We start from the raw sequence: 12,708 nt of genomic DNA, 5'->3' as shown, positions 1-12,708 counted from the left end.
GTGTGGCCGTGGCCGAAGAAGCTGCCCGCCCGGCCCATTCAAGGGGGAGTACATCCATGCTGAACGCCAAGCGCGCCGGTCGCATCGAACCGGAGCCTCCGGAACTGCTCGATTCCGACGAGGACGGCTACCTCGACGAGGCCGAGGGGTTCGAGATCCACCACGCGATCTGCCCCGACTGCGGCCAGTCGATCGCCCTCGTCGCGGACGAGGAGTACCTGCCGCAGCACGCCCTCTGCCCGTCCCCGTGGAACCCGTTCGGGCTCACGGTGTGCGCGGGTACGGGCCGGCCGGCTTCCGACGCGCTGCCGACCGTGGGCGGGTTCCCGCACGAGGTGCAGGAGCTCGACCCGATCGTGCACCTGTCGCTCCCGCAGGGCCTCGACTGGCGTACGCAGCCCTTCTCGCACGTCGGCGGTCCGGGGTCGCGTCCCGTCCGCGTGACGGCCCCGCTGCCGCCGCAGATGCGCCAGCACGCGCAGGCCGCCTGACGGGCCGCGTCCTACCAGTACGTGCCCCGCACCATCGCGTCGAGGGTGGCGTGGTGCAGGATCAGGCCGTCCGGGTCCGCCGGGACCTCGACCTCCCCGAAGTGCGCCTGTCGGTAGGCGATGCGCAGCATCACGATCCCGTGCCGCAGGGCGGCGTAGAGGGTGTGGAACCCCATGTCCCGCGGGGTGTGCCCGGTGAGTTCGGCGTACCGGCGTTCCACATCCTCGCGGCGCAGGAAGTCGGGCAGGCCCGGCTGGCCGAACCCGACGGTCAGGTCCTGGAAGAACCGGTGCAGGTAGACGGTCCAGCCCAGGTCGACCTCCCGGGGGGCGTACGAGGCCATCTCCCAGTCGAGCACGGCCACCGGATCGAAGCCGTCGGCCTGGTAGACGACGTTGCCGATGCGGGCGTCGCCCCAGTTGAGGACGGGGTCGCCCTCGTCAGCCGGCCAGAGTTCCTCCAGCCGGTCGAAGGCCCGCTCCAGGAGCGGTGAGCGGGCCAATGTGGACACCACCCACTCGTAGTAGGCGCGTTGGGCCGTGACGTGGCGGCGCAGCGGGCTTCCCTCCCCGGGCGGGAGGAGGAACCGCGCCTCCTCTGCGGGGAACTGGTCGTGGAGGCGGGCGAGCAGGGAGATGCTCGCCTCCTGGAGCCGGGCGCGTTCGGCGTCGGTGGCGGAGTGCAGCCAGTTGCCCTCGTACGTGTAGGGCATGACGTCGGGCGGTACCCGGCCCTCGGCGCGGGCCATGACGAAGAAGGGCGCGCCGAGCGGGCCCGGATCCTCCTCCAGCCAGCGCACGCGCGGGACGGGCAGGTCGGTGTGGGCGGCGACCAGGCTCATCACGCGGTGCTGGCGGGGCATGTCGTAGGTGGGGAAGACGGTGTAGGCGGCCGGGTCCGCGGCCAGGCGCAGGGCGCAGGCCCGTTCCGGGGTGTCGGGGTGCTCGATGTCGAAGAGCAGGGTCTCGCTGGACATGCCGTTGGAGCCGGGGACGGAGGTGTTGACGACCTTCGCGCCGGGGAGGGTCGCGTCGAGCCAGGCCGCGAGGCGGCGGCCGAGTTCCTCGGGCTCGCGGGTGGAGGTGCGGGGACGTGGTGCCGTTGCCATGGCGGGTCCTGCCTTCCCTTCCGGTGGGATGTCGTCCTCGGGGCTCTCCCGACGTCCGCTCTCGGTCACGGGGCCACGGAGGTGTGGTCGGTGAAGCCGCTGGGGTCGTGGCGGCCGAAGCTTCCGTGCTCGAAGATGCCGTGTCCGACCCGGCCGTCGAGGGTGAAGCGGGCCGAGTGGTCGGTGACCCCGTAGGCGGCCACGGGGTGCGCGGCGGGATCGGAGAGGTCGTAGGCGCGCCGGTCGGTCCAGGCACGGCCCTGCCAGGTGCCGTGCTGCCAGTCGGCGGCGGGCGGGTAGCCGGCGCCGACGGCGAGGGGGGAGGAGTTGAGGACGCGGACGCCGAGTTCGAGGGGTTTGCGGGTGGGGTCGATGAGGTGGACGACGGCGCTCTCGGGGTGACGGCTGCCGGGGCGATAGCGGATGTCGGTGTGCGGCCAGCCGAGTTGGACGTCGTTGCGGTCGTCGCCCTCGGGGAAGACCTGGACGGCCTCGTTGAGGGTGCGATGGCCGTCGGCGTCCTCCTGGACGACGACCATGAGGAACCGGTCCTCGAAGCGGACGGGTATCCAGAGCCAGTGGAAGCCCTCGGGGCGGTGTTCCTCCGCCGCCCGGCCGCCGTCCTCGCCGGGGATCGGGCGCACTCCCCAACTGCGGTCGCGGGTACCGGTCCACGCGCCCGGCGTGAGGGTGAGTTCCTCGCCCTTGACGCGGATGGTGCCGGTGACGTTGCCGGCCTGGACGAAGCGGCGGCCTTCCAGCATGAGGCGATCCCCGCGGCGCTGGACGTGATGGGGCTCCCAGACGGCGGGGAACTCGGCGGTCCAGGTGATGTCGTACGAGAGGCCCTCGGGGTCGTCCGGGTCGGCGTCGCAGTGCAGGCCGATCCGCTTGAGGGGCTCGTCGACGGTGATGCGGAGCGGGCCGACGGAGAGGTTCATCCGGTCGTCGCCGAGGGCGTCGGAGGCTCGGACGGCGAGGAGTTCGTCGCCGATGCGCAGGGTGGCGTAGGCGTCGATGACGCCCGCGTTGGGGTAGACGCCGAGGCCGAGGATGAGGACGGCCCGGCCGGCGTGGTCGAAGACGTGAAAGATGCAGCGGTCGTAGGCGTTGCGGTCGCCGCTGACGAGGTGCTTCATCGACAACGGCGCCTGGTGGATGGGGTATTCGTCGAGCGGGACGGGCCGGTCGGCGGGCATGGCGGACCTCCTGGGCGCGGCCGCGTGGCGGCGCGTGACGTGGCGTGGCGCGGTTGGCCTGGTGTGCGACGGTGTGCGACTCGAGCGGATATGACGGTACGTCAGAACCTGTTTCGAGGAACAGACTTGTGGCACTACGCGACAGGAAGGCACGTCCGGACACGTGGACCGGGAGGGGTATGCCTGCCCACCGACCGGCCACCGCCTCCCGACCGACCGCACGTCGGCGGGGCGGCGCGGTCGGTGGAAGCGTCGGGGACACGTCGAACGGATGGCCGTGGGCGGGGGCCGGTTACCCGTGGGCTGATCTCGCGTTTTGCCGTGCATGACCACGCTTGAGACGTCCACGCCGAGAACGGGTCGCAGGCGGCGGCCCACGCCTCACGGGTACGAAGAATCGGTTCCGCTGCGGAACCCCGACACGCCCGTCTACAACGCGCTCCTGGCCCGCTGGACCGCCGAGGGCCGGACGGTGCCGGGGCGGCGCGATCCGGAGTGGTCACGGGTCGCCTCGTCCCCGATCTGGCCCAGCGGCCCCCTGTACGGAGGCTGAGCCGGACGCTCCGGCGGGAGGGCAAACGCACGGTCGGGCCGGCCGAGCGCCCGACGGGCCGGGGCCGGGCCGACCGGGCCGCGGTCCGCCGGCCGGGGCCCGTCGGGCCGGACGGCGCCCCGGCCCGGGCGCCTCAGCGGGTCTCGGGGCCCGCGAGGTGGCGGGCGATGACCATGCGCTGGATCTGGTTGGTGCCCTCCACGATCTGGAGCACCTTCGCCTCCCGCATGAGCCGCTCCACCGGGAAGTCCGCGGTGTACCCGTAGCCGCCGAGGACCTGCACCGCGTCCGTCGTGACGGCCATCGCGGCGTCCGTGCAGAACAGCTTGGCCATGGCGGCCTGGCGGGAGAAGGGCTTGCCGGCGTCCCGCAGGCGCGCGGCGGCGAGGTACAGCGCCCGACCCGCCTCGATCTTGGTCGCCATGTCGGCCAGCATGAAGCGCAGCCCCTGGAAGTCCGCGATGGGGTGTCCGAACTGCTTGCGATCCAGGGCGTAGACCAGGGCCTCGTCCAGGGCCGCCTGGGCGACGCCGATCGCGCAGGCGGCGATCCCGAGCCGGCCGGCGTCCAGGGCGGCCAGGGCGATGGTGAAGCCCTGCCCCTCCTCGCCGATGCGCCGGGTGTCGGGGACGCGTACCCCGTCGAAGTGCAGCTGGGCGGTGGGCGAGCCCTTCATGCCCATCTTCTTCTCGGGGACCGCCGCCGTCAGGCCGGCCGCGTCGCCGGGGACGAGGAAGGCGGTGATGCCCTTGGGGCCGTTGACACCCGTGCGCGCGAGGACGGTGTAGAAGTCCGCGACCCCGCCGTGCGTGATCCACGCCTTGGTGCCGGTGATGATCCAGTCGTCGCCGTCGCGGACGGCCTTGGTGGTCAGCGAGGCGGCGTCGGAGCCGGCGGCCGGCTCCGAGAGACAGTAGGCGCCGAGCAGGCCGCCGCCGAGCATCGCGGGGAGGTGCGCGCCCTGCTGCTCCTTGGTGCCGTAGCCGGCGAGGCCGTGGCAGGCCAGGGAGTGCACGCTGACACCGAGGCCGACCGTCAGCCGGGCCGCGGCGAGCTCCTCCAGCACCTGGAGGTAGACCTCGTACGGCTGCTCACCGCCGCCGAACTCGCCGGCGTACGGGAGCCCCAGCAGGCCGGCCTCCGACAGGAGCGTGAAGACCTCCCGGGGGAAGCGTCCGTCGTCCTCCTCCTCGGCGGCCCGGGGGCGGATCTCCCGCTGCGCGATCTCTCGTACGAGCGCGAGCAGATCACGGGACTCTTCGGTGGGCAGCTGTCGGTCCACCGGCTGCGGGGCGCGGTCGGTCATGGCGGCGCTCTCCTCCCTGGTCGGGCACGGCGGCGACGCGTGAGGTGTGGGACGCGCCACCGGATCTCGGTGCTCTCACAGCCGATACTGCCCTCCCGGATCGCGGAAGGGCCTGTTCAGTGGCTGCGGCGGCTTGAGTATGCCCGATCAGGGGCTTCCCGTCACCGGTGCATGATCATCGGGATCCCCCGGGGCCTCGTGCGCCGGTGGAGCGGGGTGGTCGGGGGCGAACTCCTCGATCACCGTCAGGGTCGCGCGCAGCTGCCGCACGAGGAGCGCCGCGACCTCGTCCCGGCCGAGCCGGCCCTCCCCGTCGAGCCCGCCGATCCACTCCAGGGTGATCCCCTCGACCCCGGAGAGCCAGCCCACGAGCGCGAGCCGGGCGAGCGGCGAGACCGTGCGGCGGCCGTACGCGGCCTCGGCGATGGTGGCGACCAGTTCCTCGCGGACCGCGTCGCGGATGGCGAGCACCTCGGCGTCGGAGCCGACGCCGCCGGTGACGATCGTGCGGTAGGCGGCCCGGTGGTGTTCGGCGTAGTACAGGTAGCCGTCGATGGTGCGGCGGGCCCGTTCCGAGCCGGCCAGTTCGGTCTCCGCGGCCGCGCGGGCGACGAGTTCGGCGACGGACTCCTCGACGATGGCGAGGTAGTAGCCGCGCTTGCTCTTGAAGTAGTAGTAGATCAACCCCTTTGCGACACCGGCGTGTTGGGCGATGTCGTCCATGGAGAGCGCGTCGTACGAGGTGTCGGCGAACAACTTGCGCCCGATCGCCATGAGTTCGGCCCGACGGGCCTGCGAACGGCCGGTCGCGCCGCGCTGTTGACTATTATTCAAATTCGGCCCTAGCCTCGAACTCCCACAGGAAGCCCGCAGTATGGCAGACCTGTCTCATGCACTTCCCTGCGCACGGACGACGTACGGGAGGCACCTCCATGAGCACGAACAGCGGCCGCGAGGGCCGGGTCAAGTGGAAGAAGACGGTGGCGGTCGCACTGCCCGCGGTGATCGCGGTCGGGGCGATGGGCGTCGTCATGGCGCAGGGCGCGCTCGCCGCGTCCTTCGCCGTCTCGGGGACCTCCTTCCAGGTCTCCTCATCCAAGTTGAGCAGCAAGGGCCTGGCGTCCTACGTGCAGACGGACCGTTCCGTCGACGGCAAGGGGCATCCGGTCGCCCTGCTCGGCATCGGCGAGGCCACGCTGGCCGACATCTGCCAGTCCGCCCGGGTGAACACCCCGGTGGGCACGGTGGTCTTCAAGCTGAGCGCCGGCGGACCCGCCGGCCAGGTCACCGCCGAGAACCTGGTGATCGACGGCGAGGACCTCGACGGCGACGCCACCTTCGGCACGGCGCAGATCGGCCGGGACGCCTCCACCCTCGACCAGGTCGAGGGGGTCAGGGGCGAACCGGGCGCGTTCGGTCTCCAGGCCGGGAACATCGAGGTCCTGAACGTGCGCTCGCACGCCTGGTCCGCGACCGGCGGCAACTTCCGCCTCAAGGGCATGAAGTTGAGCGTCGGCCTGGACGGCAAGCAGTGCTTCTAGGGGCGCGCCGACCCGCGGATCCGGGCACGGGGCGGTGGGCGCCGCGGCTCCCCCTGCCCGGCCCGCGGCGACGACTGCGCGCCTGGCGGCGGACCCGGCCGTTCTGGGGCGGGCTGCTGTTGGTGTCGGGCGGGATCGAGCTGCTGTTGATCCCCCTCTCCCCGCTGACCGTGCTGGTCAGCCTGGGGCTCGGCGGGATCGCGGCGATCGGGATCGGGGCGGCGCTGGTGGTGGCCGGGCTGTTCCTGTGGTTCCTGCCGCAGGCCAGGGCGTACGTGTCGATCCACGCCCTGCTGCTCTCGGTGCTGTCCTTCGTGGCGACGAACCTGGGCGGCTTCCTGGTGGGGATGCTGCTCGGCATCGCCGGCAGTGCGCTGGCCTTCGGCTGGACCCCGCTGCCGGAGAAGGAGAAGGAGGCGGCCGACTCGACGGAGGGGGACGCCGCCGCGACGGCGGGCGCCTGGCCCGGGAGCGTACCCGGTCCGGGTGGCGCCGGGTCACGCGTGACGGCGGTGGCACTGCCCCTGGCCCTGCTGGTCGCGCTGGCCTCGGGGGCCCCACCGGCCAGGGCCGACGCGACCGCGCAGGGACCTCCGAGGGCGGCCCGCACTCCCCCGACGGTGACCACCTCGCTGTTCGCGCCCCAGGGCTTCGCCCTGGCGGGGGTCACCGAGCTGGACACGATCGACGGGCCGCGCAAGGTACTGGTGCTGCGGATGGCGGCGGCCTCGCTGTACGACTACCGGCTGCGCACCCGGGACGGCGGGGACGAATACGACCTGGCGGCCCGGTCCTTGACCCTGCGGGGCGACGTCACCCTGTACATGACCCGGTTCAGCGGCTGCATCGAGGGGCTGCTGTGCGTCACCTTCAGCCCCGAGGGGTTGCCCGCTCCCCCGGTGATCCCGCCGTTCGTCTTCATGACGCGGGTGACCGCCGAACAGGCACTGGTCACCTCGGACGTGATCGTCACCGACGGGCTGCGCCTGGACGCCTCGTGATCCGGCGGCGCCGTTCCTCCGCGCGCCGCCGAGGACTCCGGCCTAGAGCCAGCCGACCTGGGTGACGAACATGGCGATGACGACCACCAGGGTCCAGCCGAGCACGTGCTCCAGCCAACCGGAGCCGTCCTTGGGGCCGCCCGTGCGGGCGAGGCTGCGGGCGCGGTCGGTCGGGGCTGCGGCATGTGTGGTCATGCCGTCCAATGTGGCAGCATTCGCTGCTCTTGCGGTAGGGACGAGAGACGAGCGTCACGGGTGGCGCACGTCACGCCCGCCGGGGTTCGGCGGGCGTGACGGGGCGGTGCGGTGCGGTCAGCCCGTGCGGCGGTCCCGGCCGGCCATGCCCGCCATGGCCAGTGCCAGCACCAGCGCGACAGCGCCGGCGATGACGTTGCTGAGCACGGTGCGGGTCGTGGCGACGTCTCCCGCGATGACCCACGGGGCGACGATCGTCCAGGCCGCGATGACGACGGCGGTCCACGCCATCGCGTGCGTGCGCTCGTAGGCGGACCCGAGGCCGCCCATGCACAGGCAGTACGCCAGTCCGGCGATCAGGTTGTTGACCGCCAGCGAGCCGAAGCCGCTGAACCCGACGATCCACGGCGACGCCGCGATGTAGAGGCCGGTGATCAGGGCCATCGCCTCGACCGCTTGCGCGCGGGGCGTGCTGGTGACCTGCTCGAAGCGCGTGCGCATCTCGGCGAGGTCGGGGTGTTGTTCGATGTTCGGGTGGGTGGTCATGGCGGGCCGCCTCCTGTTGAACCTTGAATCTGCCCTGTGCCTACACACGTTCTGTGCCCTTTATGCTCCACTTACAACCCATTCGGGTCAACGGAAACGGGCACGGACTTTTTCGTGCTTCCGACAAGCGTGCGGGTACGTGCGACAAGCGGACCGCCCGCCGGCCCCGTCAGAGCACGCCCACCGTCCGCAGCGCCCGGATCGCGGCCGCCGACGGGCGGGCCGGGACGTACAGGTAGCAGATGCCGCCGGTGCCGGAGACCTCCTTGCCCGCGGCGTTGCGGCGCTTGGTGCGGAGCCAGATCGTCTCCCACTCCTTGCGCCGGTAGACGCGGCGGACGGACGGGTTGTCCGCCGAGTTCGGGTCGTTGGCGATCACGTCCCCGGCGGCCGTGAAGCCGATGACGGTCATCAGGTGGCCCGCCGTGCCGTAGCCGGCGCCGGTCAGCTCCTCGGCGCGGAAGGACTGCGAGGTGATGGCCGGGATCCCGGCGCGGACCAGGACCTCCAGGTCGGCGAGGGACGTCAGCCGGGTGACGACCCCGGCCATGTCCCGGTACGTGGCGGCGTAGGCGGCGTTGAAGGGCCAGTTGCCGCAGCCCTTGTACGCCGCGTCGTACGTGGACCGGGCGGCGTGGCAGACCTGCGGGTCGGAGTAGCCCTTGCGGACCCACCCCACGGCCGCCGCACTGGCCCTGCGCCCCCAGAACTCGATGATCATCTGGGAGGAGGTGGGGCTGCACCAGGCCTCGCCGCCGTTGTCGTACTCGGGGTACCGGCCGATGTGGACCTCCTGCGAGTACCTCGGGACCTTCAGTTCGTGGGCCGTGCCCGACGGGGCGGAGGCGGGGACGGTGAAGCGGTCCGGGACGTCGGAGACCATCGCGCCGGCCAGCCAGACCGTCGGCCCGCGCTCGGCGCCGGGCTTGCGGTAGAGGGTCAGGCGCAGTTGCCAGTCACGGATGCGCAGGCCGGCGGCCTTGGCGGGCCCGTCGAGGGCCAGCGTGTCGGTCCAGACGGTGCTGCGCCCGTCGCTCTGCCCGTCGACCGAGGTGCGCCGGATGTCGCCGTCGCCGGAGGCCCAACGGCCCATGACGTACCACGGGGTGGCGGTGCCGTCGGTGTACGTGCCGCGCAGCTCGATCCGGATCCAGGTGCCGGCCGGGGTGCGGGCGTTCCAGGACGCGATGGCCTCGGTGGCGGGAACGGTCGAGCGGTGCACCGGCGAGGTCCAGGAGGCGTACTCCCAGGTGGCCTTCCGCGCGGTGTGCGGGTCGGTGTACTCGGTCCGGCCGGCCGGGACCTTCATCTCCAGGCCGGGTCGGGCGCCGCCGACCGCCGTGGTGCCGTGGTGGGCGCCGGCCAGCCAGTGGGCGTGGGAGTACCAGAAGCGGTTGTCGACCGTCCGGCCCGTGGCGGCCTCGGCGGACGCGCCGGCGCCCGGGGCCGCGGGGGTCTTCGCGCCGCCCCGGGACGGGCCGGCGGCGGAGGCCGCCCCGCCGGGAACGGTGGCCGCGGCGGCGGCCGCGAGGGCGACGGCAAGCAGGGCCCTGCGTGGTGTGGGTGCGGTCATCGGTGGCCCCCATGGGTCGGTGCGGTGGCTCGGCTGGTCCACCCTTCCAGTTCCCGGCTGCGGGGCGGCGAAGCCACGGGCCCCGTGTCGGCGCTGCCACTCGGCCGGTCCCGCCGGGCGGATTCCCCCGCGGGCGCCCCCGCCGCCACCGCCTAGGCTGGCCGGGTGGAGCCACATCCGTCACCCCCGTCACCCGATCCCCTCGCGGCCGTGGAGTCCCACGGGCCCGCCGGGGCGGGCGGCCCCCTGGAACGGCTCGCGCGGGAGCTGGCCTCCCTGCCGCCGTCACTCGGTCCGGTGCGGCTGATCGGCATCGACGGGCACGCCGGCTCCGGGAAGAGCACCTTCGCGGAGCGGCTCGCCGAGGCCCTGGGCGGGGCGCCGGTGATGCACCTGGACGACGTGGCCACCCACGAGGAACTGTTCGCGTGGGACGGGCGTCTGGGTGCCCAGGTGCTGGAGCCGCTCCGCGCCGGCCGGCCCGCGCTCTGGACGCCGTACGACTGGGTGGAGCGCCGGTTCGGCCCCGCGCGGGAGCTGGAGCCGGCCCCGGTGCTGCTCGTCGAGGGGGTCGGGGCGGGGCGGCGGACGCTGCGGCCGTGGCTGGCGAGGCTGCTGTGGATGGAGACACCGCGCGCGCAGTCCTGGGGGCGCGGGCGAAACCGGGACGGGCGCGAACTCTCCGACTTCTGGGACGGATGGGAGCGCGCGGAGCTCGCGCACTTCGCGGACGACCCTTCGCGCCCCTTCGCCGACACCCTGGTACGCCAGAGCGGTACGGGATACGAGTGGACTTCCGGGGCCGGTGCGACCGCGGGAACCACCTCTTCCGTCACGGAAGGTGACGGGCTCCCCCGCGCCTGAGCGGATCCGGAAATCCGTCCGCACCGGCCCTCTCCGACCGGCTTGACCTGGCGCCCGCGACGGCCTTACGTTCTGAATGCCCGGTCCGCAAGGGCCGCGGCGGACGTGAAGCCCCCGGTTGTTCCCCCGTGACCGGGGGCTTCGTTCTGCCCTCAGCGGGGCCCACCGCACCCGGCCCTTCACCCTGCGTCACCACAGCGGCCCGAAACGCGCCCCCGACGCACACCCCCCGCACCCTGGGTAAGGTGCGTCACCGCAGGTACGATGCAGCCCTGATTTCATCTGGCGCGGTAGGCAACTCGCGGGACTGACGCGGGGGTTGCCGCGTACCACGGGGGCAGGCTTGTGGGGGATGTGATGGACTTCGGCACGCCGGGCAGCGCGCACGCCCCGGCCGAACTCGCCTGGCTGCGCGGGGTGGACGCCTGCACGATGGGTGCCTATCCGCAGGCCGAGGAGGAGTTCCGGGCGGCCGTACGGCTCGATCCCGCGATGGCCGACGCCTGGCTGGGTCTCCACGCGCTCCGGGTGGACACCACCAACGCGTTATTGCGCATGTACGCCCATCGGGACCGGCTCGGCGAGCAGCGGGCCCGTCACCGACGCATGCTGAACTCCTGGTACTGGCTGGGCTGGTGGGTGCAGCCGGTGCTGGAGAGTCGCCGGGACCTGTTGTTGGCCCACGCCTCGCACTGGCTGGACGGCCGTCACGTGCCCGAGTTGGACCAGGCGTTGGCCGCCCTGCCCCCCGTGGACACCGATGCGCAGGTGCGCTTCCTGCACGCCTGCCGGGCGTATCTGGTGAAGGACTGGGACCAGTTGGTCCGGCACACCGAGCCGCTGGTCGACGATCCGCTGCTGGGCATCGAGGCGGGTCTGTTCGGCGGGATGGCCCGGGTCCGGCTGGAGATGTACGGGCAGGCCGAGCCGATGCTGTCGGCGGCGCTGATGCGGTGCCGCAGCGAGCAGCCCCAGCGCAAGGAGCTGCGGTACTGGCTGGCGCGGGCGCACGAGGGCACGGGGCGCAGCGCGGCGGCGCTGCCGCTGTACCGCGCCGTGCACCGGGTGGATCCGGCGTTCATGGACACGGTGGCGCGGCTGACGGCGATCGAGGACGCCGACTTCGTGGACGGGGCCGACGGGTACGCGGGGTACGGGCACTCCGGCGAGGGTTTCGCCGGGCACGGGCTCTCCCCGTCCGGCGGGGACTTCGCGGCGGTGGCGCTGGGCGGCGGCTCGGGCCCGGTGCAGGACATCGCGGCGGACGGGCAGGTCGAGCCGGATCCGCCGACGGTTCTGGAGCCGCCGGATCAGCGGTTCGGGCCGGGTGGGGTGCCGCCCGGCCCGAACCGGTTGGAGGGCGTGCGCCGCAAGGTGGTGGTTCCGCCCCGGGCGGCGGGTCTGCCGGCCGGGCCCGCCGATCCGCAGGCGTTGGCCGAGGCGCTCGCCGAGTTGGAGCGGATGGTGGGCCTGGAGCCCGTCAAGCGGCAGGTGAAGGCCTTGTCGGCGCAGTTGCACATGGCCGGGTTGCGGGCGAGTCAGGGGCTGCCGGTGCAGCCGCCGAAGCGGCACTTCGTCTTCTCGGGGCCCTCGGGGACGGGCAAGACCACGGTCGCGCGGATCCTGGGCCGGGTGTTCTACGCCCTCGGCCTGTTGGGTGGCGATCATCTGGTGGAGGCCCAACGGGCCGACCTGGTCGGCGAGTTCCTGGGGCAGACGGCCGTGAAGGCGAACGAACTGATCGATTCCGCGATCGGCGGGGTGCTGTTCGTCGACGAGGCCTACAGCCTGTCCAACTCCGGTTACAGCAAGGGTGACGCGTACGGGGACGAGGCCCTCCAGGTCCTGTTGAAGCGGGCGGAGGACAACCGCGACCACCTGGTGGTGATCCTGGCGGGCTATCCGGCCGGGATGGACCGGCTGCTGGCCACGAACCCGGGGCTCTCGTCGCGGTTCACCACCCGGGTGGACTTCCCGAGCTACCGGCCGCCGGAGCTGACCGCCATCGGCGGGGTGCTGGCCGACGCGAACGGGGACTGCTGGGACGAGGAGGCCCTCGACGAGCTGCGCAGCATCAGCGGGCACGTCGTCGAGCAGGGCTGGATCGACGAGCTGGGCAACGGCCGCTTCCTGCGGACCCTGTACGAGAAGAGCTGCGCGTACCGGGACCTGCGGTTGGCGGGGTTCGCCGCGGATCCCTCCCGGGAGGACCTGGCGACGCTGCGGCTGGCCGATCTGATGCAGGCGTACGGGGAGGTCCTGTCGGGCCGGGGCCCCCAGGACCGCACGGAGCCCCCGCCGCTGTAGGCGACGGGGGCTCCGGGTCGGGC

General features: G+C 72.9%; 13 protein-coding genes. 6 read left to right on the top strand and 7 right to left on the bottom strand.

Features of this window, described 5'->3' with window-relative positions:
- The first annotated feature begins 56 nt into the window (after positions 1 to 56).
- Complete coding sequence (locus OTB19_RS18865; protein ID WP_267799444.1) at positions 57 to 491, top strand: hypothetical protein; 435 nt, start codon at positions 57 to 59, stop codon at positions 489 to 491.
- Between the two features lie 11 nt (positions 492 to 502).
- On the opposite strand, the gene OTB19_RS18860 is transcribed toward OTB19_RS18865, so the two are convergent.
- Positions 503 to 1,600 carry a phosphotransferase family protein gene (locus OTB19_RS18860; RefSeq protein ID WP_267799443.1) on the bottom strand — a complete coding sequence of 366 codons (1,098 nt, stop codon included), beginning with the start codon at positions 1,598 to 1,600 and terminating at the stop codon, positions 503 to 505.
- Positions 1,601 to 1,665: 65 nt separating this feature from the next.
- On the bottom strand, positions 1,666 to 2,799 hold the full coding sequence (locus OTB19_RS18855) for a hypothetical protein (RefSeq protein WP_267799442.1): 1,134 nt from the start codon (positions 2,797 to 2,799) through the stop codon (positions 1,666 to 1,668).
- A 325-nt stretch (positions 2,800 to 3,124) separates the two neighbouring features.
- On the opposite strand from OTB19_RS18855, the gene OTB19_RS18850 reads away from it, so the two are divergent.
- A complete protein-coding gene (locus OTB19_RS18850) occupies positions 3,125 to 3,352 on the top strand; it encodes a hypothetical protein (protein ID WP_267799441.1) in 228 nt (75 codons plus the stop codon).
- A 133-nt stretch (positions 3,353 to 3,485) separates the two neighbouring features.
- On the opposite strand, the gene OTB19_RS18845 is transcribed toward OTB19_RS18850, so the two are convergent.
- Both OTB19_RS18845 and OTB19_RS18840 read right to left on the bottom strand, forming a co-directional pair.
- A complete protein-coding gene (locus tag OTB19_RS18845) occupies positions 3,486 to 4,658 on the bottom strand; it encodes an acyl-CoA dehydrogenase family protein (protein ID WP_267799440.1) in 1,173 nt (390 codons plus the stop codon).
- A gap of 147 nt (positions 4,659 to 4,805) precedes the next feature.
- Positions 4,806 to 5,492 (bottom strand): TetR/AcrR family transcriptional regulator, encoded by a 687-nt coding sequence (locus OTB19_RS18840; protein WP_267799439.1) that lies wholly within the window; start codon positions 5,490 to 5,492, stop codon positions 4,806 to 4,808.
- A 98-nt stretch (positions 5,493 to 5,590) separates the two neighbouring features.
- Here OTB19_RS18840 and OTB19_RS18835 point away from each other — a divergent pair, with 98 nt between their 5' ends.
- Together OTB19_RS18835 and OTB19_RS18830 are read left to right on the top strand one after the other, a co-directional pair.
- Positions 5,591 to 6,199, top strand: coding sequence for a DUF6230 family protein (locus tag OTB19_RS18835; RefSeq protein WP_267799438.1), 609 nt, complete (start codon positions 5,591 to 5,593; stop codon positions 6,197 to 6,199).
- Positions 6,190 to 7,200, top strand: coding sequence for a DUF6114 domain-containing protein (locus tag OTB19_RS18830; protein WP_324289597.1), 1,011 nt, complete (start codon positions 6,190 to 6,192; stop codon positions 7,198 to 7,200). The genes OTB19_RS18835 and OTB19_RS18830 overlap by 10 nt, the downstream gene beginning before the upstream one ends.
- 42 nt (positions 7,201 to 7,242) lie before the next feature.
- Here the strand turns inward: OTB19_RS18830 and OTB19_RS18825 are convergent, their stop codons facing one another.
- The 3 genes from OTB19_RS18825 to OTB19_RS18815 form a co-directional block, all read right to left on the bottom strand.
- Positions 7,243 to 7,395: an SCO1431 family membrane protein gene (locus OTB19_RS18825; protein ID WP_267799437.1), complete on the bottom strand. Its 153-nt coding sequence runs from the start codon at positions 7,393 to 7,395 to the stop codon at positions 7,243 to 7,245.
- A 117-nt stretch (positions 7,396 to 7,512) separates the two neighbouring features.
- Positions 7,513 to 7,941, bottom strand: coding sequence for an SPW repeat protein (locus tag OTB19_RS18820; protein ID WP_267799436.1), 429 nt, complete (start codon positions 7,939 to 7,941; stop codon positions 7,513 to 7,515).
- Between the two features lie 169 nt (positions 7,942 to 8,110).
- Positions 8,111 to 9,514 (bottom strand): peptidase C39 family protein, encoded by a 1,404-nt coding sequence (locus OTB19_RS18815; protein ID WP_267799435.1) that lies wholly within the window; start codon positions 9,512 to 9,514, stop codon positions 8,111 to 8,113.
- A gap of 210 nt (positions 9,515 to 9,724) precedes the next feature.
- On the opposite strand from OTB19_RS18815, the gene OTB19_RS18810 reads away from it, so the two are divergent.
- Positions 9,725 to 10,378: a uridine kinase family protein gene (locus tag OTB19_RS18810; RefSeq protein ID WP_420716860.1), complete on the top strand. Its 654-nt coding sequence runs from the start codon at positions 9,725 to 9,727 to the stop codon at positions 10,376 to 10,378.
- Between the two features lie 357 nt (positions 10,379 to 10,735).
- Positions 10,736 to 12,685, top strand: coding sequence for an AAA family ATPase (locus OTB19_RS18805; RefSeq protein ID WP_267799434.1), 1,950 nt, complete (start codon positions 10,736 to 10,738; stop codon positions 12,683 to 12,685).
- Positions 12,686 to 12,708 lie beyond the last annotated feature (23 nt).

This window comes from Streptomyces sp. H27-H5 (assembly GCF_026627505.1).
GTDB lineage: Bacteria > Actinomycetota > Actinomycetes > Streptomycetales > Streptomycetaceae > Streptomyces.
The sequence above is the reverse complement of the archived record's forward strand: the minus strand, read 5'-3'. Positions and strand labels throughout refer to the sequence as shown.

Excerpts from the sequence above, each read along its gene's own strand:
- OTB19_RS18825 (WP_267799437.1), bottom strand. The coding sequence starts at position 7,395 with ATGACCACACATGCCGCAGCCCCGACCGACCGCGCCCGCAGCCTCGCC.
- OTB19_RS18820 (WP_267799436.1), bottom strand. The coding sequence starts at position 7,941 with ATGACCACCCACCCGAACATCGAACAACACCCCGACCTCGCCGAGATG.
- OTB19_RS18805 (WP_267799434.1), top strand. The coding sequence starts at position 10,736 with ATGGACTTCGGCACGCCGGGCAGCGCGCACGCCCCGGCCGAACTCGCC.
- OTB19_RS18865 (WP_267799444.1), top strand. The coding sequence starts at position 57 with ATGCTGAACGCCAAGCGCGCCGGTCGCATCGAACCGGAGCCTCCGGAA.
- OTB19_RS18850 (WP_267799441.1), top strand. The coding sequence starts at position 3,125 with ATGACCACGCTTGAGACGTCCACGCCGAGAACGGGTCGCAGGCGGCGG.
- OTB19_RS18855 (WP_267799442.1), bottom strand. The coding sequence starts at position 2,799 with ATGCCCGCCGACCGGCCCGTCCCGCTCGACGAATACCCCATCCACCAG.
- OTB19_RS18835 (WP_267799438.1), top strand. The coding sequence starts at position 5,591 with ATGAGCACGAACAGCGGCCGCGAGGGCCGGGTCAAGTGGAAGAAGACG.
- OTB19_RS18815 (WP_267799435.1), bottom strand. The coding sequence starts at position 9,514 with ATGACCGCACCCACACCACGCAGGGCCCTGCTTGCCGTCGCCCTCGCG.
- OTB19_RS18845 (WP_267799440.1), bottom strand. The coding sequence starts at position 4,658 with ATGACCGACCGCGCCCCGCAGCCGGTGGACCGACAGCTGCCCACCGAA.
- OTB19_RS18860 (WP_267799443.1), bottom strand. The coding sequence starts at position 1,600 with ATGGCAACGGCACCACGTCCCCGCACCTCCACCCGCGAGCCCGAGGAA.